Origin of the sequence: Candidatus Aalborgicola defluviihabitans, from assembly GCF_016705985.1 — a bacterium.
Taxonomy (GTDB): Bacteria; Pseudomonadota; Gammaproteobacteria; order Burkholderiales; family Burkholderiaceae_C; genus Allorhodoferax; species Allorhodoferax defluviihabitans.
In genome coordinates, this window is record NZ_JADJKN010000023.1 from 255,064 (window position 1) to 282,012 (window position 26,949).

Consider the following 26,949-nt stretch of genomic DNA (forward strand, 5'->3'; position numbering starts at 1 on the left):
TTGCCTAGGGTGCTAACACGGCCTCGATATCTTTGGTCATGCTTTGCGGCGTATCGGTGGGGGCATAGCGTTTGAGAACCTGACCGTCGCGTCCGATCAGGAACTTGGTGAAGTTCCATTTGATCGCCTTGGAGCCCAACAAGCCAGGTGCTTCAGCGGCCATCCACTGGTACAGCGGGTGCGCGTTGCTGCCGTTGACATCGATCTTGGACATCATGGGAAAGCTCACACCGTAGTTGAGCTGGCAGAACTCGGCAATCTCGCCGTTGTTGCCAGCGTCCTGCGCTCCAAATTGGTTGCAGGGGAAACCCAGTACGACCAGTCCCTTCTTGCCATAGGTTTCGTGCAGCGTTTCCAGACCGGCGAACTGCGGCGTAAACCCGCAGGCACTGGCGGTGTTGACGATCAGCATGGGCTGTCCCTTGTATTGGCTCAACGCCACCTTTTTGCCGGTGATGGAAAGGGCTTCAAAATCGTATGCGGAGGACATGGTGCGGCCTTGGTGTTGGTAACAAAGCGGTCACCTTAACACTGCGCAATAACACTTGCAGAGGTGTGATATTGGCGTGAGGGTTCCGCGCTACGTACCTGAGGTGGCTGCCCTGAAAGACACGGTGGACAGGATGGCCGCCAGAAAGATCAGCGACCCGCCCAGCACCACACGCAGATTGAGTTCGCCGGCGCCCAGCAGCACGGCCGAGGTACTGGCAAACACCACTTCGGACAACATGATGATGGAGGTGGTGCTGGCGCTCAGGCGCGCTGCGCCGTACTGCAACCCCACATTGCCAACCAGAAAGAACACACTCAAGACTCCTACCCAGGTCAGCCAGCTTTGGGTTGGCGCAGGCAAGCTGCCCACCAACCCGTACTGCATGCCCAACAGTGCTGCCAGCGCCGCCATCAACGCGCCCCCGCCAAACATGGCCAGCATGCAGGCGGTTGTGGGCACGCCCTGCAGACGTCGCAGCAAAATGTTGGTCAGGGCAAAGGCAAAGCCACCCATCACGGCAAGGCCATCGGCCAGGGTATGCGGCCATGGCCAGGGGGAGTCCGGTGTCTTGAGCACCACCAGCACGCCTGCCAGCGCCAGCGCCAGGCGCAAGAGTGATGCTGACGTGGGACGCTCCCCAAGCAAGGGCCAAGCCAACAAGACCACCCAGGCGGGCATCAGGTAGAAAAGCAGCACCACACGCACCACGTCGCCCACGGTAACGGCCCAGTTGAAACCGACGTTGGTCAACCCGGCGGCCACCAGCAGCACCCACAACCCCGCATGCTGGCCAAACGCGCGCCATGCGCCCGTGCGCAGTGCCAGCAGGCACACCAGGGCGAAGCAGTAGATCAGTGCAGTGGACCACAGTGGGTGGACGCCTTGATCCTGCAATTGGCGAAACGGCCACCAGGACACGCCCCAGGTAAACGCATTGAGCAACAGGGCCAACGCGGCCAATGCCCGAACTTTGCCGGGTGCTCCCGGCTCAACCGCCATGGTGGGTGTCGTGGCGGGCTATTTCCAGCAGGTGATTGACATCGGCGGCGTGATTACGGCAGTTGCTTTCGTGCCAGCGCTTGATCAGCCACATGAACCCAGCCACCACCATGCCAAACACGGTAATGGCACCAAAAATCGATAACCCCATGCCAGTGGACAGGCTGTAGAAGGCGCCCAGGGCCAGAGTGCAGGCCTGTTCATTGAAGTTCTGCACGGCAATGGATCGGCCGGACCCCATCAGGTTGTGGCCACGGTGCTGTAGCAGGGCATTCATGGGCACCACCAGGAATCCGCCGAGACCGCCCAGCAGCACCAGGAATGGCGCCGCGACCCAGACGTTGGTTATTACGTTCAACAAAAGGATTAGTACCCCCATGGCAATGCCCAATGGCAGCACATGGGTGGCCTGGTCCAGTCGCATGCGCATCGATGCCGCCACGGCGCCCACCGCCGTGCCGATGGCGACCACACCCACCAGCGCCGAGGCCTGTGTCACGCTGTAGCCCAGCGCGATGGAAGCCCATCCCAGCACAATGTATTTGAGGTTGCTGCTGACACCCCAAAACAACGTGGTGGTGGACAACGATATTTGGCCCAGTCGGTCGCGCCACAAACGCATATTGCAGTGCCAGAAATCGGGAAGCAGAGAGATGAGGTGCTTTGGCAGGGGGCGCATGGGGACGCCAGTGAGCGGGATACGCAGATTGAACCAGGCCGCCAGAAGGTAGACAAAGATCAGCACGCTAATGGCCGCCTCGGATGGGCTATCGATGCCGGTGTCAATCAGCGGAAAGTCAAACGACAGCAGGTAGGTGGATGCGGCATGTCCCACCAACTGCCCGCCCAATAGAACACCCAGAATGATGGACGCGATGGTCAGTCCTTCAATCCAGCCATTGGCCTTGACCAGTTGCGAAGCCGGTAGCAGCTCGGTCAGGATGCCGTATTTGGCGGGTGAATAGGCCGCAGCACCCAGTCCGACAATGGCGTAGGAGATCAGCGGATGGTTGCCAAACAGCATGATCAGGCAGCCAACGATCTTGATCCCGTTGCTATACAGCATGACCCGGCCTTTGGGCAGCGCATCGGCCACGGCACCCACAAAGGGCGCAAGGACCACATAAAACAGGGCAAACATGGGAATCAGTGCGGCCTGCTGCCATTCGTCAGATCCACTGCTGCGCAACAACTGCACGGCCGCGACGAACAAGGCGTTGTCTGCCAGCGAGCTGAAAAACTGCGCCGACATGATGGTATAGAAGCCGCGTTTCATGCGTGGGGGTTGCGCGCGCCGGCGTGGCCGGTGCGAAATAATGTGTGAGTCTCCAAACGAGTTGCGGTTATAGCATGCCGGGCAGTGTCAAAATCTCCCCAGACCCAAGCCGAGTAATTGCCATGCCCCGTCCGATTCTTGCCACCATCCACCCGGCCGCCTTTCGCCACAACCTGGAGCGGGTTCGCCGTGCTGCGCCCGACGCCCGTGTCTGGGCCGTGGTCAAAGCCAATGCCTATGGCCATGGTATAGAACGCGTGTTCGATGGCATGCGCAGCGCCGATGGTTTCGCCCTGTTGGACCTGGCCGAGGCCCAGCGTGTCCGTGATCTGGGCTGGCGCGGCCCCATTCTTTTGCTGGAAGGGGTGTTTGAACAGCGCGACCTGGAATTGTGTTCCCGCCTGGACCTGTGGCACACCGTGCACTGCAACGAGCAGATTGACATGTTGGCCACGCACAAGACCAATGTCCCACAGCGCGTATTCCTCAAAATGAATGTGGGTATGAACCGCCTGGGCTTCATGCCCGAGCGCTACCGCGCGGCCTGGACCCGCCTCAATGCATTGCCCCAAGTGGACGAAATCTCCCTGATGTGCCACTTCAGTGATGCCGATGGCCCGCGCGGCGTGGCACAGCAAATGGCAGTCTTTGCCGCCGCCAGCCGGGATCTGCCTGGCGAGCGGTCCTTGAGCAACAGCGCCGCGATTCTTCGGCACACGGTCGATCCGGCGCAGGCAGCACTGCACCCCGAGGCCTTGGTGGTGTCGGACTGGGTACGCCCGGGCATCGTGCTGTATGGCAGCGCGCCGGACTATCCCGAGCACAGCGCAGCCGATTGGGCGTTGCAACCCACGATGACACTTGCTGCAAAAATCATAGCTACTCAGGCATTGGATACGAGGGCTAGCGTCGGATATGGCTCAAGTTTTGTAGCTGACAAGCCAATGCGTATTGGCGTTGTGGCCTGTGGCTATGCCGATGGCTACCCGCGCATTTGCCCAACTGGCACGCCAGTGCTGGTGGACGGCGTGCCCACGCGCACCGTGGGACGGGTCAGCATGGACATGATTACGGTGGACCTGACACCTGTCCCCCAGGCCGGCGTGGGCAGCACCGCCACGCTGTGGGGGCGCGCCGCCAATGGCACCGTGCTGCCGATCGACGATGTGGCGGTCTGTGCCCAGACCGTGGGCTACGAGTTGATGTGTGGCCTGGCGCTGCGGGTACCGGTGGAGGTGGCCGCGTGAAGTGGTGCCTGGATAAGGTCCGTAAGGTGCGGGAAAAAATCAAACATCTGTAATTTTGTACAGTATTATGGTGGTATGGCCAAAGAAAAAACCATCTACACATGTACCGAATGCGGAGGCACCAGTTCCAAGTGGCTGGGCAAATGCCCTAGTTGCGCCGCCTGGAACACCTTGATCGAATCGGTGGTGGACACCGCGGCGCCGGGCAAGAACCGGTATGCATCGCAATTCCAGTCGCTGGCCAAAACGGCCGTGGTGACCGTACTGGCCGACATCGATGCCACCGACGTGCAGCGCACGCCCACCGGCCAGGACGAACTGGACCGGGTGCTGGGTGGCGGCATGGTGGAAGGCGCTGTCGTTCTGATCGGTGGCGACCCTGGCATTGGCAAGTCGACGCTGCTGTTGCAGGCACTTGATTCGCTCCAGCGCAGCGGGCAGTCCACCCTGTATGTAACCGGGGAAGAAAGTGGTGCCCAGGTCGCGCTGCGTTCGCGTCGGCTCGGGCTTGCGGGTTCCCAGGTCAAGGTGCTGGCCGAAATCCAGCTCGACAAGATCCTGGCCACGATTGATGCCGAGCAGCCCGACGTGGCCGTGATCGACTCCATCCAGACCGTGTACTCCGACCAGCTCAGCTCCGCGCCGGGTTCGGTGGCCCAGGTGCGCGAATGCGCGGCCCACCTGACGCGTTGTGCCAAGTCCAGCGGCACGGCCATTGTGCTGGTAGGGCACGTCACCAAGGAAGGCGCTCTGGCCGGCCCGCGCGTGCTGGAGCACATGGTCGACACGGTGCTGTACTTTGAGGGCGACACGCACAGCAGCTTCCGGCTGGTGCGTGCCATCAAAAACCGCTTTGGCGCGGTCAACGAAATCGGCGTCTTCGCCATGACCGAGAAGGGCCTCAAGGGCGTCTCCAACCCCAGCGCCATCTTTTTGAGCCAGCATGCCGAGCCAGTGCCGGGTAGTTGCGTCATGGTCACGCTCGAAGGTACGCGCCCGCTGCTGGTGGAAATCCAGGCACTGGTGGACAGTGGCGGCCCCAGTCCCCGGCGCCTCTCCGTTGGGTTGGACCGGGATCGCCTGGCCATGCTGCTGGCGGTGCTGCACCGCCATGCGGGCGTGGCGTGTATGGACCAGGATGTGTTCGTCAATGCTGTGGGGGGCGTGCGCATCAGCGAGCCGGCCGCCGATCTGGCGGTGTTGCTAGCCATCACGTCCAGCCTGCGCGGCAAGGCTTTGCCCAAAGGTTTCTTTGCCTTTGGCGAGGTGGGGCTGGCCGGTGAGGTGCGCCCGGCGCCGCGCGGCCAGGAGCGCCTGAAGGAAGCTGCCAAGCTGGGCTTTAGCGTGGCCGTCGTACCCAAGGCCAACATGCCCAAAAACCTGAATGGCAAAGACTATGAAGGATTGACCATCCATGCGGTGGAGCGGGTGGAGCAGGCTATGGAGGTGGTGCGCTCGCTGGGCTGAGAGCGCCTCGATGGTCCTGGGTGTGCGCCATGCGCAGCGGCGGTCGTAAAATCAGCGGTTTCTAAGACCACGATTCCAAGGAAACACGCCATGAGCCCATTACCACCCTCAATGTCCGACCGCGATGGAAAAATATGGATGGATGGCCAGATGGTCGATTGGCGCGATGCCAAGATCCATGTCCTGAGCCACACCCTGCATTACGGTTGCGGCGCTTTTGAAGGTGTGCGGGCCTACAACACAGTTAACGGCACGGCCATTTTTCGTCTGGAAGAGCACACTGATCGTTTGTTCAACAGCGCCAAAATTTTGCGCATGGCCATTCCCTTTACCAAAGATCAGGTCAACGAGGCGCAAAAGGCCGTGGTGCGCGAAAACAAGCTGGAGAGCTGCTACCTGCGCCCCCTGACCTGGATTGGTGACAAGAAGCTGGGGGTGAGCCCCAAAGGCAATACCATCCACCTGATGGTCGCCGCCTGGCCCTGGGGCGCCTACCTGGGTGAAGAAGGCATGCAGCGCGGCATCCGCGTCAAGATTTCCAGCTACACCCGCCACCACGTCAACATCACCATGACCCAGGCCAAGGCGGTCAGCAACTACACCAATTCCATTCTGGCCAACATGGAAGCCACTGATGATGGCTACGACGAGGCCATGCTTCTGGACGCCAATGGCTTTGTCAGCGAAGGCGCTGGTGAGAACCTGTTCGTCGTCAAGGACGGGGTGGTGTACACCCCCGACCTGTCGGCCGGTGCCTTGAACGGCATCACCCGCAACACCGTGTTCCACATCTGCAAAGACCTGGGGCTGGAAGTGGTGCAAAAGCGTATCACCCGTGACGAGGTTTACATTTCCGACGAAGCCTTCTTCACCGGCACCGCTGCCGAAGTGACACCCATCCGTGAACTTGACCGCATCGAGTTGGGTAAAGACGACTATGTGGGTTCGCGCGGCCCCATCACCGAAAAAATCCAAAGCGCGTTCTTTGACATCGTCAATGGCCGCAACCCCAAATATGCCCACTGGCTCACCAAAGTCTGACACCATGACCATCGCAACGATTGAACTGCTCGTAAAAGACCTTACCGACGAAGGCGGCGTGTTTTGCCCGAACCCCTTGGCCAAAATGGAAACCTGGAACACCCACCCCAAGGTGTACCTGGATGTGGGCCAAACCGGCGAGGCCAAGTGCCCTTACTGCGGCACGGAGTACCGACTCAAGGCGGGCGAGCATTTCGACGGTGGTCATTAACCACCCGCACGACGCAATAATCCCATGACCCGCGCCCTGGTGATTGCGCCACAGTGGATCGGGGACGCGGTGATGACCGAACCCCTGCTGCGGCGCCTCCACGCACGTGGCGAGGTAATCACCGTAGGCGCATTGCCCTGGGTGGCACCGGTTTACCGCGCCATGGCGCAGGTGGCCGAGGTGGTGGATTTGCCGTTTGCCCACGGCGGGCTGCAATGGGCCGCACGGCGCAGCATGGCTGCAAAGATGCGGGGCCGCTTCGACGTGGCCTACGTTGGCCCCAATTCCCTCAAGAGTGCCCTGCTGCCCTGGTGGGCCGGTATTCCCAAACGCGTGGGCTACCAGGGTGAGTCGCGCTACTGGGTGCTGAACCGGCGTCTACCCAACCCGCCACCTGGCGATCGGCCACCCATGGTGGCGTTCTATTCCGCGCTCAGCGGTGATTCTGGTGTGGAGCAAGATCGGCCTCAACTACAACTGGCCGCTGCCACGGTGGATGCCGCGCTGCACGAACTGCAACTGACGCGCCAGGGCTATTACGTATTTGCGCCGGGTGCCGAATTTGGCCCTGCCAAGCGCTGGCCGGCCAGCCACTTCGCGGTGCTGTCCGAGCAGTTGGCATTGCCAGTGGTGCTGCTCGGCTCTGCCAAAGAGTCGGCTTTGTGTGGCGAGATCGCCCACGTGGTCAATGCGATCCGACCTGGGCACTGTTTGAACTGGGCGGGGCGCACCTCGCTGGACCAAGCGCTGGCTACTATTGCAGCGGCCAAGGCCATGGTCAGCAACGATTCCGGGTTGATGCACGTGGCGGCGGCCTTTGGCATTCCGCAGGTGGCTATTTTTGGGTCATCCAGCCCGCTCCACACGCCGCCTTTGAATACGTTGGCCCATGTGGTTTGGCTCAAGAAAGATCCGCTGTATCAGCCGCCGCTGGATTGCGCGCCCTGTTTTGCGCGCACGTGCCCGTTGGGGCACACCCGCTGCCTGGTCGACGTCCAGCCGGATGACGTGCTGCGGTATTTGTAACAAAAAAAAGCCACCCGAGGGTGGCTTTGTAAAAGTCTCCCGAAAGAGACGTCGTTGGAACCGTTGTAAGCCAACCCGTTATTGCGGTTGGACTTCAATTCTTTTGTGTCTTGCAACTGTGACAGCAGTTGGATGAACTGTAGAGGGTATGCACCCAATCCGGTATCCCCTGTTTGTGTGAGATTGAGGGGAAAATTGCAAAAAACCGACAACTTTTGACTAGTTGGTCAAATTTATGAGGTGCTGGACGCGGTCGTTGGCAGACGGATCTCGAAACAGGCACCGCCGCCAATTTGGTTGCTGCAGTGGACCGAGCCGCCGTGGCGCAGTGCAATTGACTTGACCAGCGACAGCCCCAAACCGACGCCACCATCGCGTTCCGAGGCGCCTGGCAGGCGGTAGAACGGCTCGAAAATACGGTCCTGAAACGCTTCGGGTACGCCAGGACCTTGGTCGCAGACGCGGATGCATGCCATGCCTCCGTCCTTAACAAGCGTCAAAGTCGTCGCCTTGCCGTTGGCATGGCGGCGCGCATTCTCCAGCAGGTTGCGCACGGCGCGGCGCAGTAACTTGCTGACCCCCGGTACCGACAACTCACCACCCGTAACCTGCACGTCCAGCGTGGCATCAGTGCGGGCGCATTCTTCCGCTGTCAAGCCAATCAGGTCCACCGATTCCACCGTACCCAGATCGGCCTGGCGGGCATCGAGGCGGCTGGCCAGCAGAATCTCGTCAATCAACTGGTCCAGTTCGGCAATATTGCGGGCAATCTCGTCTTTGGCGCCGGCAGCGGTGACATCAGTTGGCGGGGCTATGAACTCCAGGCCCATGCGAATGCGGGTCAACGGCGAGCGCAACTCGTGCGATGCATTGGCCAACAATGACTTTTGTGACGCCAGCAGCGCATCGCGTGCCTTGACCAGGGTTTCAATCTGTTGCGCGGCATGGTTGAAACGGGTGGCCAAAAAGCCGATTTCGTCGTCGCCGGTTACCGGCACGCGCACGCTGAGGTTTCCGTCACCCCACTGTTTCAGGCTGAGCTGCAGGACTTCAAGCCGGCGGGTCAGGCGCCGAATGATGGGGTAGGTAGCCAGCGCCACGGCCACACCGACAAGACCCAGCGTCCAAAAAAAACCGAACGGCGCACTCCAGTTGGATTTGGGCGGTCGTGGCAGGTGGATGTGGATGGTTCGTCCGTCGAACATGCGTACATCAAACTCCGGGCCAGCTCCGTAGCGGCCCCGGCCTTCGCGCGGTGTTTCGTCCGGGCTGACGTCGGGGCGATCAGCCTCAGCTTCCGTCGTACTGTTGGGAGGTGGCGGCGGGCGGGGTGTATCGAGTCCGCGCGATGGTTTACCCCATTCCGGCATGCTGGGACCGCGTCCCAGGCGGGCCTGACCACGACCAATTACTTCTCCGGCCTGGTTGCGGGCCACCACCTCGCGCAATGGCGCGTCGGCTGCCATGCGCCAGGCCCAGCCCACCAGCAGGGTCAGCACGGCTACTGCCAGTACCACGGCCAGCCAGATGCGGATATAGAGCCGGTTCATGGTGGGGGAGATGGTGGTGGGCCTGGAAGGAAAGGACTAATCCTGTTGCCGTGCGAACACGTAGCCCACGCCGCGCACGGTCAGAATGCGCTTGGGAGTCTTGGGATCGGCCTCGATGGCCGCGCGGATGCGACCCATATGCACGTCAATAGAGCGGTCAAAGGCGTCCAGCTCACGGCCGCGCACGGCTTCCATGATCTGGTCGCGCGTCAGTACGCGCCCGGCGCGCTCGGCCAAGGCCACCAGCAGGTCGAACTGGTAGGAGGTCAAATCACAGGGCGCATCATTAATGCTGACGCTGCGTGCGTCCCGGTCAATTTCCAGCGCGCCAAAGCGCAGCTTCGTGGATTCAGCGGTGGGGCTTTCGCCACGGCGGCGCAATACGGCGCGGATGCGGGCCAGCAATTCACGCGGCTCGAACGGCTTGGGCAGGTAGTCGTCGGCACCAATTTCGAGACCGATGATGCGATCCATGGCATCGCCCTTGGCGGTGAGCATTAGCACCGGCATCTGGGATAGGTGGCCGGGCAGTGCGCGAATGCGTCGGCACACTTCCAGACCATCGATGTCGGGCAGCATCAGGTCCAGAATCACCAGATCGACGGGCTCGCCTTTGGCCGGATTGGTCAGTTGGGCCAAGCCGCCATGGCCATCACCGGCCACGCTCACCGTAAAACCAGACTGTTCCAAATACTGCCGCACCATGGCGGCAAGGCGCGCATCGTCCTCAATCATTAACAGGTGTTGACTCATGGTGTCAGTCTAGCGCCGTGCGCCTGCCGGCGTGTGAGTGCCGGCTGAAGTGTCCGTAAAGTTTGGTAAATCACGCTATCAATATTGGAGTGGCCTATGTATATTCCACGAGGGCTAGAGGCCTATTTTGTCGTGAATAATGCCTGTAGACGAATCAGACCTTGAGTCGCTGCATTCGCCAGAGTAGCAGCAATAGCAGCAAGGGTGGAATCGCTGTCAGCCCCGTGGCCACGAAAGCTGTGGCGTAGGCGCCCAAGAGCCCGTAGGTGGGGGTGAGTGTTTCAACCCCAATGCCCGAAAACCCTTTCAGAAACTTGCCGAGCAAGGCGTAGGTTGAGGACAGCATGGCGTACTGCGTGGCGGTGTAGCCCAGGCTCGTCAGACTCGACATATAGGTCACAAGGGCCACACCGGCGAACGATTGGGCAAACGCGTCCAGGGTCATCACGGCGGCGAACATCTCGGTGCTGGGGTGGATGCTGAGCAGGGCAAATGCCGCTGTGCCAACGCCTTCCAGCACCAGCCCGGCGACCAGCGTCGGCAAAAACCCCACCCGCACGGCGCTAAGGCCCGCCGCAGCGATGCCGACAAATGTGGCAACCAGACCAAACGACCCGCGTACCCAGGCGACAGTGTCTTTGGAGAGTCCGAGGTCGTGGTAATACGGGTTGTACATTGGCCCCATCACAAAGTCGGGCAGGCGGTACAGGGCCACCATCAGCAAGATGATGAGCCCGGCGCCCTTGTGCTTGGCGAAGAAATCGACAAACGGGCCGACGATGGCATCGCCAATGCCGCGCAAGGTCCATAGCGGAGGTTTTTGGTGCAGTACCACGTCAGCGCGGGTTGGCTCCGTGGCGAACAGGGTTGCCAATGTGCACAGCGCCATTAGCACTGCCATACCCACGTAGGACATGGCCCACCCCACGCGTGCCGCCGCAGCGATGATTAAAGCGTCGGTAATCAGCAGGGCGATGCGGTATCCCAGTTGCGCCGCAGAGGTCATCAGCCCCACTTCGTCTTCATTGGATGCTGCCTCAATGCGCCAGGCGTCGATGGCAATGTCCTGCGTGGCCGAGGCAAAGGCTGTCAACAATGCAAAGGCGCCAATTGCCACCAGCCCGCCCGCCGTGCCGACGGCGGCCATGCCCAGCAAACCGAAAGTAACCAGAATCTGGCACAACAGCATCCAGCCGCGACGCCGACCCAAACGCCCCAGCAGCGGTACGTCGATGCGGTCCACCAGTGGCGACCAATACACCTTGAAGGCGTACGCGAACCCCACCCAGGAGATGAACCCAATGGCGACAAGGCTCGTACCGTCGTCCCGCAACCAGTAGCCAAAGGTGTTGGCAGTTAACAGAAAGGGCAGGCCCGAGGAAAAACCCAACGCCAGCATGACCGCTACCTTGGGCTGCCGGAGCGCATTCAGCACTTTGAAGCGTGCAAACCATGATGGCTTGTCTGCCGAAGGAGGGGTGCTGTGCGTTGGTTGGGTCATGCGGGAATAATAGCGTTATGCGTTTGAACTTTGATTGCACACCGGGCCGTGAATTTCGGCGGCCATTTTTGCGGCGTTGGGCGTTGTTGCTTGCCTTCACAATGGGCGGGGCGCTGGTGCCGGCGCACGCGCGCGACGGTGTGGAGGTTGGGGGCAACTCTGCTTTTGCCAAGCTGGTGCCCGCCGAGCAGGTGGAGCAATCCGCCCAGTTGCAGTATTCGCAAATGCTGTCCGAGGCGCAATCCAAACGGGCGTTGGCGCCCAAGGACAACGTGGAGCTGGAGCGCTTGCGCGCCATTGCCCAGCGCATCATCCCGTTTGCCGTGGACTGGAATCCTCGGGCGGCCAGCTGGAAGTGGGAGGTCAACCTGATCGGCTCCAAGCAGATCAACGCGTTTTGCATGCCCGGCGGCAAGATCGCGTTTTACACCGGCATCCTGGACCAGCTCAAGCTCAGCGATGACGAAGTGGCCATGGTCATGGGCCACGAAATTGCGCATGCCCTGCGCGAGCACGCGCGTGAGCGCATGGGCAAGGGCGCAGCCACCCAAGGGCTGGCGAAGCTGGGCGGAGCGCTGGCGGCGAGCTTTTTTGGCATTGATGCGCGTCTGACCGATGCCATCGCCAGCGGCGGTGCAAACCTGTTGACTTTGCAGTTCAGCCGCAATGACGAATCCGAGGCCGATCTGGTGGGCATGGAGCTGGCCGCGCGCGCGGGTTTTGACCCCAGAAGCGGCGTGACGTTGTGGCAGAAGATGGCAGCAGCCAGCAAGGGTGCACCGCCGCAGTGGCTGTCCACCCACCCGTCGGGTTCCACCCGCATTGCCGAAATCCAGGCCAACCTGCCCAAGGTGATGCCGCTCTACGAGCGGGCCCGCGCGCGTTGATGCGTGGTTAGCGGTTATTGCGGGTGCAATTTGGCGTAGGCCGCCAGCAGGCGCTGGTGCATGTCGCAACCCACCAGGTCCAGGCCCGGTGAAGGCACCCCAAAGAAGCGCAGTTCACCCGCCAACAGTGCGCGCGCCTGCTGCAGGGTCTGCGCGCTAAACAGGTTGTTCAATGCCGTGGCGTAGTGGGCGCTGTCGGTGCTGGCATCAAGCTGCTGCAAAATTTCTATGCACGCATAAACCTGGCCGCGCGCCGGGTTGATATGAGCAAAGTGGCGTATCCATTCGCACCCTTCGGCCACCGCCTGTGCGTCAGCCGTGGCCAGTGCCAACAGGGTTTTGAGTTCGCCCACGCGCAGGTCTTTCCAGAATGGGTCGTCGCCCGGTACCAGGCCAATCAAGGCGGCCACCAGCCGGTCATCGGTCAGGCCGCTGTCGTTGAGGGTGTCCAGCAGGTCGCTGCATTCGTCGTCGTCCAGATCGCCCAGATTCAGGATCGCCTCGCGGATCGGGTTGGCAATGCTGTTGTTCTCCCACTCCAGCTCATCCACCGGGTAAATCTCGGACATGCCGGGCACGAGGACGCGGCAGGCATACACCCCCAGGTGCTGAAAATCCGCTACATAAATATCGCGCCCCATGGCCTGGATGGCGTTGACCGACCACTGGTAGTCTTCAGCAGTCGTGCCACTGAAATTCCAGTCGTGGAAGGGGAAATCGGGTTGATCGCCCAAAAAATTCCAGTGAATCGCGCCGCTGGAGTCCACAAAGTGGATTTCGATGTTGGGGGAACTGGCCACTTCTTCCAAATCAAAGCCTGGGGCCGGGAAACCGCCCAGCGCATCGAGTGCCCGGCCTTGCAGCAGTTCGGTCAGGGCCCGTTCCAGCGCCACTTCAAAGCGCGGGTGGGCACCAAAACTGGCAAAACAGCCCTGGTCTTGCGGGTTGAGCAGGGTCACATTCATCACGGGAAACTGGCCACCCATCGATGCGTCCTTCACCAAAATGCCAAACCCCGCGTCGCGCAGCCCTTGAATGCCGGCGGCGATACGCGGGTAGCGGTTGATGACAGCTTGTGGCACATCAGGCAGGCACAGCCCTTCACTGATGATGCGGAACTTGGCGTAACGCTCAAAAATTTCCGACAGCGCCTGGGTGCGCGCCTCGGCTGGGGTGTTGCCGGCGGACATGCCGTTGCTCACATACAGGTTGCCAATGATGTTCACCGGAAAATAAACCGTAGCGTTGTCGCGTTGACGCACATAGGGAATGGCGCAGATGCCGCGATCGCTGTGGCCGGAATTGAAGTCCACCAGCGTGTGGGCGTCGATGCTGCCGCGTGGGTTGTAAAACGACTGCAGCTCGGGTGTGAGCAGATCCTGCGGCCAGGCACCGTCTTCGCCCGGCTCAAACCAGCGCTCCTGCGGGTAGTGCACAAAGCTGCGGCTATTGCCTTCGGCAAACGCGCGGCCCAGGTAGTAGTGGTTCCAGAAGTAGTTGGTAGACAGGCGCTCGAAAAACTCACCGAGCGCGCTGGCTAGACACGCCAAACGGGAGGCGCCCTTGCCATTGGTAAACATCGGCGGGCAGTCGCGGTTGCGCACATGGACTGACCAGATGCCGTCAACCGGGTTCAGCCAGGAACGCTCTTCAACGTCAAAGCCCAACGCGGCCAATTTGGCCTGCATGGTGCTGATGGTGAATTCAAGGGAGGCGTCTTTGCCGACGATGAAGCTTTCTGCTGATGACATGGCTGGTTCCGGTAGGTGCTGTGGACGGGCCCAGCAATGCGACGCGCCGTTGACGGCGGAGCGCTACATTATCCCGCATCGGTTTGCTGGAGTTGCTCGCGCAGAGCGGTCTTGAGTACCTTGCCGTAGTTGTTTTTGGGTAGGCTGTCTACCAGCCGATAGTGCTTGGGGCGCTTGAAGCGGGCTATCAATTCCAGGCAATGTTGGTCCAGACTCTGGATGTCCAGTTCGACACCGGCCTGTGCCACGACAAAGGCCACCACCACTTCACCCCACTCAGGGTCGCTTGCGCCCACCACGGCTACTTCGGCAACGCCGGGTGCGGTGAGTAGCACTTCTTCGACTTCACGCGGGTAGATGTTGGAGCCACCGCTGATGATCAGGTCCTTGCTGCGGTCTTTCAGGGTGAGAAAGCCGTCGTTATCCAGGCAACCCACGTCGCCGGTGAAAAGCCAGCCATCGCGCAGGGCGGCGGCTGTGGCTTCGGGGTCGCGCCAATAGCCCGCCATGACGCTGTCGCCACGAACCAGCACCTCGCCCACGCTGCCGGTGGGCAGGTCGTGCCCGGCCGCGTCGGCCACGCGCACTTGCACGGGTGTTTGCGCCACCCCTACCGAGGCAATACGGTCTCGGTAGCGCGGGTGTGCGGTGTCTGCCAGATGGGCGCGCGAGAGGGAGGTGCCCACCATGGGTGTTTCACCCTGGCCGTAGATCTGCACAAAGCGTGGCCCCATCACGTTGAGTGCGCGTTCGATGTCGGCTCGGTACATGGGCGCACCGCCATAGACGATGGTTTTGAACGAGAGCCCCGCGTCCTGCGGGCCCAGGCCGACTTCTTCGGCGTAGTCCACCAGGCGTTTGACAATGGTGGGCGCCGCAAAGGTAGACAACGGCCCCAGGGTTCGGCCCAGTGCAAAGAGTTCGGCTGGGTCCACGCCGCCGGACGCTGGCACCACGTGGCGGGCGCCCGCCATGAGGTGGGGAATGGCGTAAATGCCGGCGCCGTGCGACATGGGGGCGCCATAGACAATAGCGTCATCTGCCGCCACCGGGTCCACATCGACAAAGTAGCACAGGCCCATGGTTTGCAGGTTGCGGTGGGTGAGCATCACGCCCTTGGGTCGCCCGGTTGTGCCGCTGGTGTAGAACAGCCAGGCCACGTCGTCCGGGCCGCGTGGCAGCGGTGGTGGCAGGGCATCGGTGTCCTGGGCATGCAGCAAGCCATCCGCCTCGGCGGACTCCACATCCACCTGGCGGTCAAGGCCGTGCAGCGGTTGGGACGCCACGTCTGTGGTGACAAAGGCCCAGCGCGCCTGGGCGTTGGTGATGATCCATTCCACCTCGCGCGCATGCAGCTTGGCGTTCACTGGCACGATCACCAGACCCGCCCACCAGCAAGCCCACATCAGCTCCAGGTAGCGCGGATGGTTGCGCATGAACAGCACCACCCTGTCACCCGGTACCAAGCCGGCTTGTTGCAGGCGTTGCGCCAAAGCAGCACTGCGCCGCGCCCACTGACCGTAGGTGGCGTGCAGGGTCCATCCTTCGAAAATGGCCGCGCGCAGTGGCTGCATACGCGCGTGGCGTTCCAGCAGACAGGCCAGGTTCATAGCCGTCTCCTAGCGGTTGAAGTCGTAGGCGATGGTGATGGGTGCGTGGTCAGAAAATTTCTCACCCTTGTAGATGACCACCGACCGGGCGCCCGCTGCCAGTGCCGGTGTGGCCAGGTGGTAGTCCAACCGCCAACCCACGTTGTTGGCGTAGGCTTGGCCGCGGTTGCTCCACCACGTATAGCAGGCGTCGGTAGTGGCTGGCTCCAGCTGGCGGTAGACGTCCACAATGCCGCCTTCACTGGTCAGGCGCGTCATCCAGGCGCGCTCTTCGGGCAGGAACCCGCTGTTCTTCTGGTTGCTGCGCCAGTTCTTCAGATCGGCTTCCTTATGGGCGATATTGATGTCGCCGCACAGGATGAAGTCGCGCTCTGCCTTGAGGGCTTGCAGGTGCGGGTACATCTTGTCCAGGAAGTGGAACTTGGCCTTCTGGCGTTCCTCGCCCGACGAGCCACTGGGAAAGTAGGCGCTGATGATGGAGTGCTTGCGCTGTTGCGTGTCGAAACGTAATTCCACATACCGGCCCTCGGCGTCGAATTCGCCGCCGTCAAATCCCATGATGACGTCGCTCGGTTCGAGGCGCGTGTAGGCGGCCACGCCGGAATAGCCTTTTTTCTCGGCCAGGTGGAAGTAGCCCTTCAATCCGGCCAGTTCTTCAAACTTCTCCGCCAGGTCGGGTGCCTGGGCTTTGACTTCTTGTACACAAATACAATCGAGCTGGGCTTGGGCAATCCAGGCTTCCAGGCCTTTGCTGGTGGCGGACCGGATGCCGTTGAGGTTGAGGCTGGTTAATTTGAACAAGGAATTCCCCATGTCGGATCACGACCCTTTGGCACAGGATTTTGTGCAGTTTGCTGTGGAGTGCGGTGTGTTGCGCTTTGGCTCGTTTAAAACCAAAGCGGCTCGCATGAGCCCGTACTTTTTCAACGCTGGCCTGTTTGACGATGGCGCCAAGCTGGGGCGTTTGGCCGAATTTTATGCGCAGCGCCTGCTCAGCAGCGGCATCGAATTCGACATGGTTTTTGGCCCGGCCTACAAGGGCATTCCCCTGGGTGCCGCGCTGGCTGTGGAATTGGCCCGACGGGGTCACAACGTGCCATTTGCCTACAACCGCAAAGAGGCCAAAGACCATGGCGAAGGCGGCACTTTGGTTGGCGCGCCGCTTAAGGGCCGGGTGCTGATTGTGGATGACGTGATGTCCGCCGGTACCGCCACGCGCGAGTCGATTGCCATCATCCAGGCCGCAGGCGCCACGCCGCACGCAGTGCTGATTGCACTGGACCGCCAGGAAAAAGCCACTGAAAATGGCCAGGATGTGCCCTACAGCGCTGTGCAATTTGTGCAGCGCCAGTTGGGGCTACAGGTAAGCGCGATTGCGAAGCTGGGGGATTTGATGCACTATCTGGCAGGCCACAGCGACGCCGGTTTGGCTGAGCAGTATCTGCAGGTACAGGCCTACCGGGAGCGCTACGGCGTAGACGAAGGGTGAACATGACAATGGGCAATCGGGTTTGGACGGGGGTGTGGGTGACCATGGTTGCCAGCATCGTGGCGGGCGCTTGGGCGCAAACACCGCCAACGCCGGTTTCTGGTGTCTATACCTGTATCGACGGGAAAGGCCGCAAGCTCACCGCCGACCGCCCTATTCCCGAATGCACAGATCGGGAGCAAAAGGTATTGAACCCCAGTGGCACGGTCAAAACCAAGGTTGGGCCAAGCCTGACAGCACAGGAGCGAGCCGATCAGGAGGTCAAGGAAAAGCGCGAAATTGAGGAACGTAGCCGCACGGTAGACGAGCGGCGGCGCGACCGCGCCCTGCTGATCCGTTACCCCAATAAAACCGTGCACGACCAGGAACGTCAGGAAGCGGTGGTCCAAATCGGTGTTGTGATTCAGGCGGCTCAGCGCCGCTTGGACGAACTGGCCCAGCAGCGCATTGCGATTGACGAGGAAATGGAGTTTTACAAGAAAGACCCCAACAAAGCTCCCGCCTACGTGCGCCGCCAGCAGGAAGAAAACGCCAACAGTCAGGTCGTGCAGCGGCGCTTCATTGGCGAGCAGGAAAACGAAATCAAACGGGTGAACGCCCGCTTTGATGACGAGCTGGTGCGCCTGCGCCAGCTCTGGACCACCATGACACCGGCTGCGCGTTAGCCCGTTTTAACCCGCTAGCTTGCTGCGTAGCAAATCATTGACTTGCTGCGGGTTGGCCTTGCCTTTGCTGGCCTTCATGATCTGACCCACCAGCGCATTGAGCGCCTTGTCGTTGCCGGCCTTGAACTCGGCCACGTTCTTGGCGTTGGTGGCGATCACTTCATTGACGATGGCTTCCAGTGCGCCGGTGTCGTTCATTTGCTTGAGGCCCTTGGCTTCGATGATCGCGTCTACGTCGGTGCCTTCACCATTCCAAAGCACTTCAAAGACTTGCTTGGCGGCGTTGTTGGAAATGGTGTTGTCGGCAATGCGCCCAATCACGGCTGCAAGCTGTGCTGGTTGTACGGGTGCAGATTCGATTGTGCGGTCTTCCGTATTGAGGCGGCGTGACACTTCACCCATGATCCAGTTGCTGGCCAGCTTGGCCTGACCGCAAGCCTTGGCAGTTTGCTCAAAGTAAGAGGCCATCGCCTTGCTCTGCGTAAGCTGGGTGGCGTCATACTCTGGCAACCCATAGTCCCGCACAAAGCGTTGGGCCATTACTCTAGGTAATTCAGCCATCAGCCCTCGTACTTGCTCGATCCATTGCTCTGAAATACATAGCGGTGGTAAATCGGGATCGGGGAAGTAGCGGTAATCTGCGGCATCTTCCTTGGTGCGCATGGCGCGGGTCTCGCCGGTGTCGGGGTTGAACAGCACGGTGGCCTGCTCAATCGCGTGGCCGTCTTCAATCTGCTCAATCTGCCAGCGCACCTCGTAGTCGATGGCCTGCTGCATGAACTTGAAGCTGTTCAGGTTCTTGATCTCGCGCCGCGTGCCCAGGGGCTGGCCGGGCTTGCGCACCGAGACATTGGCATCGCAGCGGAAAGAGCCCTCTTGCATATTGCCGTCGCAAATGCCGATCCAGGTCACGATTTTGTGCAGCTCTTTGGCGTAGGCCACGGCCTCGGTGCTGGAGCGCATGTCGGGTTCGGTGACGATTTCCAGCAGTGGCGTGCCGGCGCGGTTCAGGTCGATGCCGGTCTGGCCAATGAAGTCTTCGTGCAGCGATTTGCCGGCATCTTCTTCCAGATGGGCGCGCACCAGGCGCACCGATTTTTTCTCGGCCACGCCCTTCACTTCGGGCATGAAAAATTCCACTGCGCCGCCTTGCACCACGGGAATCTCAAACTGGCTGATCTGGTAGCCCTTGGGCAGATCGGGGTAGAAGTAGTTTTTGCGGGCAAAAATGCTGCGTTGTGCAATGTGCGAGCCTACGGCCAGGCCAAATTCGATGGCGCGCTCCACAGCGCCCTTGTTCATCACCGGCAGTGTGCCGGGCAAGGCCAGGTCTACGGCGCAGGCCTGGGTGTTGGGCTCGGCACCAAAGGCGGTGGAGGCGCGGCTGAAGATCTTGCTCGCGGTGGACAACTGGGCATGCGTCTCAAAGCCGATGATGACTTCATAGCCACGCACCAGCGGGCCGGTCGGGCGACCCTGTTGCTGTGCTTCAAATGTGTTCATGGTTTCGCTCATGTCAGAAGCCCTTCGGCGTGCGTGCGTGCCAGTCGGTGGCTTGCTGGAAGCGGTGCGCGGCATTGAGCAGGCGTGATTCCTGCAGGTAGTTGCCCAACAACTGCATACCCACTGGCATGCCGCCTTCGCCAAAACCCACGGGCACGCTCATGCCGGGCAGGCCGGCCAATGAGCCGGGCAGGGTGAAGATGTCGGCCAGGTAGTCGGCCAGCGGGTCTTTGTGGGCGCCAATTTTCCAGGCGACTGTGGGAGCCACCGGACCCGCAATCAGGTCGCAGTTCTTGAAGGCGTTCTGAAAATCATCGGCAATCATGCGGCGGATCTTTTGCGCTTGCAGGTAGTAGGCGTCGTAGTAGCCGTGGCTCAGCACGTAGGTGCCGATCATGATGCGGCGCTTGACCTCGTCGCCAAAGCCTTCGGCGCGGGTCTTTTGGTACATGTCGGCCAGGTCGGTGTAGTTCTTGGCGCGGTGGCCGAACTTCACACCATCAAAGCGGGAGAGATTTGAGCTGGCCTCGGCCGGGGCAATGATGTAGTACACGGGAATGGACAACTCGGTGCGCGGCAGGCTGATGGGTACCAGCTTGGCGCCCAATTTTTCGTATTCCTTCAGTGCGGCGTCAATGGCGGTGCGCACGTCGGCGGCCAGGCCCTCGCCAAAGAACTCCTTGGGAATGCCAATGCGCAGGCCATTGAGCGAGTCGTTCAGCTTGAGCGAAAAGTCTTCGGCAGGCACGTCCAGCGAGGTGGAGTCACGGTCCGGGTCGGGACCGCACATGGCGGACAACAGCAACGCACAGTCTTGTGCCGAACGCGCCATCGGTCCCGCTTGGTCCAGGCTGGAGGCAAATGCCACCATGCCGTAGCGCGAGGCGCGGCCATAAGTTGGCTTGATGCCGGTGAGGCCGCAGAACGATGCCGGTTGGCGAATTGAGCCGCCAGTGTCGGTGCCGGTGGCAGCGGGTGCCAGGCGAGCAGCCACAGCGGCAGCGCTACCTCCGGAGGAGCCACCGGGAATGCGCTCACGGTTCCAGGGGTTGCGCACAGGCGCAACCTGGGTGTGGCCAACGGCACAAATAGCCGAGTTTTCGTTGGCTGAGCCCATGGCGAATTCATCGCAATTGAGCTTGCCCAGGGTCACTACGCCCGCCTGCGCCAGCTTGGCCACTACCGTGGCGTCAAACGGCGAGCGGTAGTGCTGCAGCATGCGCGAACCCGCGGTGGTGACGAAATCCTTGGTCACAAAAATATCTTTGTGCGCCATGGGCACGCCTTCGAGCGCGCCGGCTGTGCCATTGGCAATACGGTTATCGGCCGCGCGGGCTTGGGCCAATGTGGTGTCAGCGTCCACGGCAACAAAAGCGCCCAAATCGGTATGGGCGGCGGCGCGGTCCAGAAAGTGCTGGGCCAGCTCGACGGCGGATACGTGTTTGGCAGCCACTGCGTGTGCCAGATCGTGCACACCCAAGTCGTGCAGCGCAGAGGAAGAGGATACGGAAGTCGTCATTGTTTTCTCGGTTGGGGGCGGCGCGCGGAGTGGTCTGACCCACAAAGACTTTTTCATTTATTCAATCACCTTGGGCACCAGGAAGAGCCCGTTTTCAACCGCCGGCGCGCTTTTCTGGTTGGCCTCGCGCTGGTTGGGTTCGCTCACGCGATCCTCGCGCAGGCGCAGGGCCACGTCTTGCAACACGGCGGCTGGATGTGCCAGCGGCTCGATGCCGGCGGTGTCTACCGCGCGCATCTGCTCGACGATGGCAAAAAAATCGTTCATTTGCGTGAGCATGCGCTCACTTTCCGAAGGTTGCAGTTCTAGGCGTGCCAGATTGGCAATGCGGGCGATGTCGGTAGATGTCAGTGACATAGTGCGTATTGGGTTGAAACCAAAGGTAAATAAGGCCCGAACGGCTTGATTAGAGAGGGTTGTTCACAGGCAATCGGTTATTATCCTGCCTTTGGCGCAAGTCCCGCAAAATTGCTTTGCTTGACGTCAAACTTACGACTTTTAACGAAAAACAGTGGTGATGCAGAGCCGAAGTGCCCTGTGTGCCCGAGAGGATGTTTGATGTTTGGATCTTTCCGTCGGTATTTTTCTACCGACCTGGCCATTGACTTAGGTACGGCCAACACCCTGATTTTTGTACGTGGCCAGGGGATTGTTCTAGACGAACCTTCGGTCGTCGCCATCCGCCACGAAGGTGGCCCCCAAGGTAAAAAAACGATTCAGGCCGTCGGCAAGGAAGCCAAGGCCATGCTGGGCAAGGTCCCGGGCAATATTGAAGCCATCCGCCCCATGAAGGATGGGGTGATCGCTGACTTCACCGTCACCGAGCAGATGCTCAAGCAGTTCATCAAGATGGTGCATCCGCGCGGTATTTTTCGCCCCAGCCCGCGCATCATCATTTGCGTACCCTGCGGTTCCACCCAGGTCGAGCGCCGTGCCATTCGCGAATCGGCACTGGGCGCTGGCGCCAGCGACGTATACCTGATTGAAGAACCCATGGCCGCAGCCATCGGCGCCGGTCTGCCGGTGTCCGAAGCGCGGGGTTCCATGGTGGTGGATATTGGGGGTGGCACTACCGAAGTCGGCGTCATATCGTTGGGTGGCATGGTCTACAAAGGTAGCGTGCGAGTGGGTGGTGACCGCTTTGACGACGCCATCATCAACTATATCCGCCGCAACTACGGCATGCTGATTGGTGAGCCCACCGCCGAATCCATCAAAAAACACATTGGCTCGGCCTTCCCCGGAAGTGAAGTCAAGGAAATGGAAGTGCGTGGCCGCAACCTCAGTGAAGGTGTGCCCCGCAGCTTCACCATCTCCAGCAACGAAATTCTGGAAGCGCTGACCGACCCGCTGAACAACATCGTTTCCGCCGTCAAGAACGCGCTGGAACAGACTCCGCCCGAACTTGGTGCCGACATCGCCGATCGCGGCATGATGCTGACCGGCGGTGGTGCACTGCTGCGTGACCTCGACCGCCTCCTGGCCGAAGAAACCGGTCTGCCGGTGCTCGTGGCCGAAGACCCGCTGACCTGCGTGGTGCGCGGCTGCGGCATCGCGCTGGATCAGATGGAGCGTCTGGGCTCCATTTTCACCAGCGAATAAGCGCCAGGTACAGCGATGCCACTGGGTACGCTGGACCGGGATCCTCCGCCCTTTTTTCGGCAGGGTCCTTCGGCCCTGTCCAAACTAGCCGTGTGCAGCGCCTTGGCTCTGCTACTCATGGTGGCCGACGCCCGTTTCAAGGTCATGCAGCCCTTGCGCGTGGTATTAGCCACGGTTCTCTACCCGGCCCAATGGCTGGCACTGCGTCCGGTGCTCGCGTACCAGGAAGTCAGTCAATATTTTTCATCGTTGTCTTCAATCAAGGCGGCTCAGGACGAGGTCATCAAGAAGCACATCTTGCAGTCACAGCGCGCCAACCAGGTTGAGCAGTTGTCGCTGGAAAACGAGCGTTTGCGCAAGCTGCTGGGTCTGCGCGAGCGTGTGCATGCAAAGGCACTGGCAGCGCAAGTCATCTACGATGCCGCCGACCCCTACAGCCGCAAAGTCGTCATCGACAAGGGGATGACCGACAAGGTTGGCTTGGGCTCGCCCGTGCTGGACGAGTCGGGTGTGTTGGGTCAGGTTACGCGGGTCTACCCACTGGTCAGTGAAGTGACCTTGATCACCGACCGCGACCAAGCCATTCCTGTGCTCAATACCCGCACCGGAGCGCGTGGCGTCGCCTATGGTGATGCTTCCCTGCATGCGGATGCCATGGAACTGCGTTTCATGGCGGCCAATGCTGACGTGGCCGCAGGTGACCTGCTGACAACCAGCGGCGTTGATGGTGTCTACCCGCCGGGTCTGCCCGTGGCCCGCGTGGAAAAGGTGGAGCGCAGGGTCGATGCGGTATTTGCACGCATCTACTGCGTCCCCTTGTCTTTGGTGTCGGGAACAGGTCATGTGATGGTGCTGGAGCCGATGCTATCGCAGGTGTCACCACGTCCGGAGCCAATAGCACCCACCATAACCTCACGCAAGGGAGGTAGCAAATGATCATGCGCCCCGGGCAGCAATTGCTGTTGCCCGCCAATCCATTTTTTATTTGGGGTAGCCTGATTGCAGCCATGCTGCTCAATATGTTGCAAAACATGGGCTTCTGGGGGCGTGCCGGTTGGGTGCCCGATTTGCTGGCTGTGGTACTGGTGTTCTGGACCGTACACCAGCCAATGCGCATCAGCATCGGAGGCGCCTTTGTATTTGGTTTGCTGATGGATGTGCACCAAGGCGGTTTGCTGGGTCAGAATGCGTTGGCCTATACGGTGCTGAGCTTTTTTGCCATCACCATGCACCGCCGGTTGCTGTGGTTTTCGGTGCCCTCGCAGGCGGCCCAGGTCTTTCCGCTGTTTGCTGCCGCCCATGCGGTTGAGCTGGCATTGCGCATGGTCACGGGTGGTAGTTTCCCCGGCTGGCTGATGCTGCTGGCACCCGTAGTGGAGGCCGCGCTGTGGCCGGTAGCCAGCATTATCCTGTTGGCACCCCAACTGCGTGCGCCCAATCCGGATGCCAATCGGCCTCTTTAAGTATGGCCCCCACGGTGCGTAGTCTATGACCGAAATCCGCAATATCGAGATGGATCTGGCGCGCTTTCGCACGCGCGTCTTTGCGGTCAGCGTGCTGGTGCTGGTGTGCTTTTCGTTGCTGATCGCGCGTCTCGTATACCTACAGATAGTGCGCCACGACGACCTGCGGGCGCAGGCCGAGAGCAACCGCACGTCCATTGTTCCCATCGTGCCCAATCGTGGCCTGATTACCGACCGCAACGGCATTGTGCTGGCCAGCAACTACTCAGCCTACACGCTTGAGATCACGCCGTCCAAGACTCTGGCGGGTTGGGAAGCTACGGTGGACGAGCTGTCTGACGTTATTGACATCGCCCCACGTGATCGGCGCCGCTTCAAAAAACTGCTGGAAGAGTCCAAAAGTTTTGAGTCCCTGCCGATCCGCACTCGCCTGACCGATACCGAAGTGGCGCGCTTTGCCGCCCAGCGTTTTCGCTTTCCGGGCGTGGATATCAAGGCCCGTCTGTTCCGTAGCTACCCTTATGGTGAACTGGCCAGCCATGTGATTGGCTATATCGGGCGCATCAATCTGGCGGAGAAGGAAAAAATTGAGGATGACGACGACCAGGCCAACTATCGGGGCACCGAATACATCGGCAAGCTTGGTGTGGAACAAAGCTTTGAGAGCCAGTTGCACGGGACCACGGGTGTTGAGCGGGTCGAAACTTCGGCCGGCGGACGCGCCATGCGCAAGCTGGCCAGCAATCCATCTACGCCGGGCAACATGGTTGTGTTGTCCATCGACATCAAGCTGCAAAAGCTGATTGAAGATATGTACGGCGAGCGCCGCGGCGCTTTGGTGGCGTTGGACCCAAGGAGCGGTGAAGTGCTGGCGTTTGTGAGCAAGCCCACCTTCGACTCCAATCTGTTCGTAGAAGGCATCGACCAGGAAAACTGGGCGATGCTGAACGAATCCATCGACAAACCGCTGCTCAACCGGGCGTTGCGCGGCACCTACCCACCTGGTTCCACCTACAAGCCCTTCATGGCCTTGGCCGCGCTGGAGACCGGCACACGTTCGGCGACCACGCTGGTCAACGACCCCGGCTTCTACATGTTTGGTGGGCACCGTTTTGGCAGTGCAACAGGGGACCGTACTGGCATCATGGACATGCGCTCCGCCATCATCTATTCCAGTAACGCCTACTTCTACTCACTGGCCAATGAAATGGGTGTAGACCGGATGCATGACTTCATGAAGCCCCTGGGCTTTGGACAGATTACTGGCATTGACATCAATGGTGAGGTGCGCGGCGTGCTGCCCAGCCAAGAGTGGAAGCGCAAATACTACAAACGCCCCGAGCAAAAGAAATGGTATGCCGGCGAGACCATTTCGCTGGGCATTGGCCAGGGCTACAACAGCTTCACCATGCTGCAGATTGCACAGGCCGTAGCCACCCTTGCCAACAACGGCGTCAAGCACAAGCCACAGCTGGTAATTGCCACACAAGACGCCACCACCCACGAGCGTACACCGGTTGCGCCGGCACCCGCTGAAGACCTGGGATTCAAGCCCGACAACGTGGCCATTGTTCGCAAGGCCATGACGGCGGTCACGCAAGAGGGCACCTCGGCCCGCGTGTTTGCCGGAGCCGGCTACAGCAGCGGTGGCAAAACTGGTACCGCGCAGGCGGTGAGTCTGGGTGCCAATGAGAAATACAACGCATCCAAGATGGATGAGCACAAGCGCGACCACTCGCTCTACATTGCATTTGCGCCGGCGGAAGATCCCAAGATTGTGATCGCTGTCATTGTTGAAAACGCCGGTTTCGGCGCAGCGTCGGCTGCACCCATTGCAAGGCGGGCGTTCGACTATTGGTTGATGGGCCAGTACCCCAACGAACAAGATTTGGCCGCTGTGAGCAAAGGGCAGGCCACAGTGCCAATGGGCAAACCGGTGTTGGCATCCACTGTTCCCTGGCCCCGTGGCAGCGCATCTGCCCCGGCCACGCCCCAGGCTGCTGCATCTGCGGCAAGTGCGCCTGCCAGCCCACCAGTTGCCGCTGTTCCATCGGCTCCCCGCTAACGCATCGGTCTGCGCTCAGCGCAGGAAAGCGTCGTAACTGGTTTTGAGGATGAGCGCCGACACTACGAAGATGAAAACGCCGCGTACAAATCCAGTGCCGTGCTTGAGCGCCAGGTGTGTGCCGGCCAGGCTGCCCAGCACATTGGCGATGGCCATGGCCAGCACAAAGTGCCACCAAACATGGCCCTTGAGTGCAAACAACAAGATGGCAGCCAGGTTGGACGCGGTGTTGAGCAGCTTGGCACCGGCCGATGCGTTCAAAAAATCGTAGCCCAGCAAGCGCACCAGCAAAAACACAAAGAAGCTGCCGGTGCCGGGCCCAAAAAATCCGTCATAAAAACCGATGACTGCAGCAATGCCGCAGGCCACCAGGGCTTCACGCTGGCCGGCAAAGCGCGGTGCGTGCTCACGACCCAGCTCCTTCTTTGCCAGGGTGTAAGCCAGCACCACCAGGAGCACCAGCGGCAGGGCCTTGCGCAGAAAGTCGGGTGACACCACAGTCACCAGCCAGGCGCCGCCCAGTGATGCGGCAAAACATACGGCGGCTGCGGGCACCAATGCGTGCCAGCGCATCTGCACGCGGCGGCTGTACTGTACGGTGGCAATGCTGGTGCCCCAGACCGAGGCGCCCTTGTTGGTGCCAAACAGGGTGGCAGGGTGCGCAGCGGGGAAGACGGCGAACAAGGCAGGTACCAGGATTAGGCCGCCGCCGCCCACGATCGAGTCAACAAAACCAGCCAGCAGCGAGGCCAGCGAAATAACGATCAATTCCATGGATTCATTTTCGCATCGCCGCCAGATTGCGGTGTGTTATCGAATAGAGAGCAAGTT

Annotated in this window: 25 protein-coding genes; 12 read left to right on the plus strand and 13 right to left on the minus strand. The window is 60.7% G+C overall.

All coding sequences use genetic code 11. The features are described from left to right. Positions 1-4: 4 nt before the first annotated feature. The 3 genes from IPI80_RS17080 to lplT all read right to left on the minus strand — a co-directional run bounded on the left by IPI80_RS17080 (position 5) and on the right by lplT (position 2,768). Positions 5-490 (minus strand): glutathione peroxidase, encoded by a 486-nt coding sequence (locus IPI80_RS17080; RefSeq protein ID WP_413862250.1) that lies wholly within the window; start codon positions 488-490, stop codon positions 5-7. Between the two features lie 90 nt (positions 491-580). After that, entirely contained in the window at positions 581-1,492 is a 912-nt protein-coding gene (locus IPI80_RS17085) for an EamA family transporter (protein ID WP_413862252.1), read from the minus strand. After that, positions 1,482-2,768 carry a lysophospholipid transporter LplT gene (gene lplT / locus IPI80_RS17090; RefSeq protein WP_413862254.1) on the minus strand — a complete coding sequence of 429 codons (1,287 nt, stop codon included), beginning with the start codon at positions 2,766-2,768 and terminating at the stop codon, positions 1,482-1,484. Before lplT ends, IPI80_RS17085 begins: the two co-directional genes overlap by 11 nt. A 122-nt stretch (positions 2,769-2,890) precedes the next feature. On the opposite strand from lplT, the gene alr reads away from it, so the two are divergent. The 5 genes from alr (at position 2,891) to waaF (ending at position 7,760) form a co-directional block, all read left to right on the plus strand. Next, positions 2,891-4,015 carry an alanine racemase gene (alr, locus tag IPI80_RS17095; protein WP_413862256.1) on the plus strand — a complete coding sequence of 375 codons (1,125 nt, stop codon included), beginning with the start codon at positions 2,891-2,893 and terminating at the stop codon, positions 4,013-4,015. Positions 4,016-4,090: 75 nt separating this feature from the next. Beyond that, entirely contained in the window at positions 4,091-5,482 is a 1,392-nt protein-coding gene (gene radA / locus IPI80_RS17100) for a DNA repair protein RadA (RefSeq protein ID WP_413862258.1), read from the plus strand. A 90-nt stretch (positions 5,483-5,572) separates the two neighbouring features. Further along, positions 5,573-6,523 carry a branched-chain amino acid transaminase gene (locus tag IPI80_RS17105; RefSeq protein WP_413862260.1) on the plus strand — a complete coding sequence of 317 codons (951 nt, stop codon included), beginning with the start codon at positions 5,573-5,575 and terminating at the stop codon, positions 6,521-6,523. Between the two features lie 4 nt (positions 6,524-6,527). Next, a complete protein-coding gene (locus IPI80_RS17110) occupies positions 6,528-6,734 on the plus strand; it encodes a zinc-finger domain-containing protein (protein ID WP_413862262.1) in 207 nt (68 codons plus the stop codon). Positions 6,735-6,758: 24 nt separating this feature from the next. Beyond that, positions 6,759-7,760: a lipopolysaccharide heptosyltransferase II gene (gene waaF, locus IPI80_RS17115; protein WP_413862264.1), complete on the plus strand. Its 1,002-nt coding sequence runs from the start codon at positions 6,759-6,761 to the stop codon at positions 7,758-7,760. A gap of 233 nt (positions 7,761-7,993) precedes the next feature. On the opposite strand, the gene IPI80_RS17120 is transcribed toward waaF, so the two are convergent. The 3 genes from IPI80_RS17120 to IPI80_RS17130 form a co-directional block, all read right to left on the minus strand. Continuing rightward, positions 7,994-9,310 carry a sensor histidine kinase gene (locus IPI80_RS17120; RefSeq protein WP_413862265.1) on the minus strand — a complete coding sequence of 439 codons (1,317 nt, stop codon included), beginning with the start codon at positions 9,308-9,310 and terminating at the stop codon, positions 7,994-7,996. Between the two features lie 36 nt (positions 9,311-9,346). Further along, a complete protein-coding gene (locus IPI80_RS17125; protein ID WP_413862267.1) occupies positions 9,347-10,063 on the minus strand; it encodes a response regulator in 717 nt (238 codons plus the stop codon). Positions 10,064-10,217: 154 nt separating this feature from the next. Continuing rightward, the gene (locus tag IPI80_RS17130; protein WP_413862269.1) at positions 10,218-11,564 is read right to left on the minus strand and encodes an AmpG family muropeptide MFS transporter; all 1,347 of its coding nucleotides are present in this window, start codon (positions 11,562-11,564) and stop codon (positions 10,218-10,220) included. 101 nt (positions 11,565-11,665) lie between these two features. Here IPI80_RS17130 and IPI80_RS17135 point away from each other — a divergent pair, with 101 nt between their 5' ends. After that, complete coding sequence (locus IPI80_RS17135; protein ID WP_413862271.1) at positions 11,666-12,451, plus strand: M48 family metallopeptidase; 786 nt, start codon at positions 11,666-11,668, stop codon at positions 12,449-12,451. 14 nt (positions 12,452-12,465) lie between these two features. Here IPI80_RS17135 and ycaO read toward each other — a convergent pair whose 3' ends face one another. The 3 genes from ycaO to IPI80_RS17150 all read right to left on the minus strand — a co-directional run bounded on the left by ycaO (position 12,466) and on the right by IPI80_RS17150 (position 16,613). Next, complete coding sequence (gene ycaO / locus IPI80_RS17140) at positions 12,466-14,202, minus strand: 30S ribosomal protein S12 methylthiotransferase accessory factor YcaO (protein ID WP_413862273.1); 1,737 nt, start codon at positions 14,200-14,202, stop codon at positions 12,466-12,468. A gap of 68 nt (positions 14,203-14,270) precedes the next feature. Further along, positions 14,271-15,812, minus strand: coding sequence for a class I adenylate-forming enzyme family protein (locus IPI80_RS17145; protein ID WP_413862275.1), 1,542 nt, complete (start codon positions 15,810-15,812; stop codon positions 14,271-14,273). A gap of 9 nt (positions 15,813-15,821) precedes the next feature. Further along, a complete protein-coding gene (locus IPI80_RS17150) occupies positions 15,822-16,613 on the minus strand; it encodes an exodeoxyribonuclease III (protein WP_413862277.1) in 792 nt (263 codons plus the stop codon). A 10-nt stretch (positions 16,614-16,623) separates the two neighbouring features. On the opposite strand from IPI80_RS17150, the gene pyrE reads away from it, so the two are divergent. After that, positions 16,624-17,301, plus strand: coding sequence for an orotate phosphoribosyltransferase (gene pyrE / locus IPI80_RS17155; RefSeq protein ID WP_413862279.1), 678 nt, complete (start codon positions 16,624-16,626; stop codon positions 17,299-17,301). 2 nt (positions 17,302-17,303) lie between these two features. Then, positions 17,304-17,966: a DUF4124 domain-containing protein gene (locus IPI80_RS17160; protein ID WP_413862281.1), complete on the plus strand. Its 663-nt coding sequence runs from the start codon at positions 17,304-17,306 to the stop codon at positions 17,964-17,966. Positions 17,967-17,972: 6 nt separating this feature from the next. On the opposite strand, the gene gatB is transcribed toward IPI80_RS17160, so the two are convergent. Genes gatB through gatC form a run of 3 tightly spaced genes read right to left on the minus strand, consistent with a single transcriptional unit; the run spans position 17,973 to position 21,345 of the window. Then, the gene (gene gatB, locus IPI80_RS17165; protein ID WP_413862283.1) at positions 17,973-19,469 is read right to left on the minus strand and encodes an Asp-tRNA(Asn)/Glu-tRNA(Gln) amidotransferase subunit GatB; all 1,497 of its coding nucleotides are present in this window, start codon (positions 19,467-19,469) and stop codon (positions 17,973-17,975) included. Between the two features lie 13 nt (positions 19,470-19,482). After that, positions 19,483-20,988: an Asp-tRNA(Asn)/Glu-tRNA(Gln) amidotransferase subunit GatA gene (gene gatA / locus IPI80_RS17170; protein WP_413862285.1), complete on the minus strand. Its 1,506-nt coding sequence runs from the start codon at positions 20,986-20,988 to the stop codon at positions 19,483-19,485. A gap of 57 nt (positions 20,989-21,045) precedes the next feature. After that, positions 21,046-21,345 carry an Asp-tRNA(Asn)/Glu-tRNA(Gln) amidotransferase subunit GatC gene (gene gatC, locus IPI80_RS17175; protein ID WP_413862287.1) on the minus strand — a complete coding sequence of 100 codons (300 nt, stop codon included), beginning with the start codon at positions 21,343-21,345 and terminating at the stop codon, positions 21,046-21,048. A 201-nt stretch (positions 21,346-21,546) separates the two neighbouring features. Between gatC and IPI80_RS17180 the strand changes: the two genes are divergently transcribed. Genes IPI80_RS17180 through mrdA form a run of 4 tightly spaced genes read left to right on the plus strand, consistent with a single transcriptional unit; the run spans position 21,547 to position 26,118 of the window. Next, positions 21,547-22,590: a rod shape-determining protein gene (locus IPI80_RS17180; RefSeq protein WP_413862289.1), complete on the plus strand. Its 1,044-nt coding sequence runs from the start codon at positions 21,547-21,549 to the stop codon at positions 22,588-22,590. A gap of 15 nt (positions 22,591-22,605) precedes the next feature. Further along, positions 22,606-23,526: a rod shape-determining protein MreC gene (gene mreC / locus IPI80_RS17185; RefSeq protein WP_413862291.1), complete on the plus strand. Its 921-nt coding sequence runs from the start codon at positions 22,606-22,608 to the stop codon at positions 23,524-23,526. After that, a complete protein-coding gene (mreD, locus tag IPI80_RS17190; RefSeq protein ID WP_413862293.1) occupies positions 23,523-24,053 on the plus strand; it encodes a rod shape-determining protein MreD in 531 nt (176 codons plus the stop codon). Before mreC ends, mreD begins: the two co-directional genes overlap by 4 nt. Positions 24,054-24,078: 25 nt before the next feature. Further along, positions 24,079-26,118: a penicillin-binding protein 2 gene (mrdA, locus tag IPI80_RS17195; protein ID WP_413862295.1), complete on the plus strand. Its 2,040-nt coding sequence runs from the start codon at positions 24,079-24,081 to the stop codon at positions 26,116-26,118. A 15-nt stretch (positions 26,119-26,133) separates the two neighbouring features. Here the strand turns inward: mrdA and IPI80_RS17200 are convergent, their stop codons facing one another. After that, the gene (locus IPI80_RS17200; RefSeq protein WP_413862297.1) at positions 26,134-26,892 is read right to left on the minus strand and encodes a TSUP family transporter; all 759 of its coding nucleotides are present in this window, start codon (positions 26,890-26,892) and stop codon (positions 26,134-26,136) included. Positions 26,893-26,949: the final 57 nt, after the last annotated feature.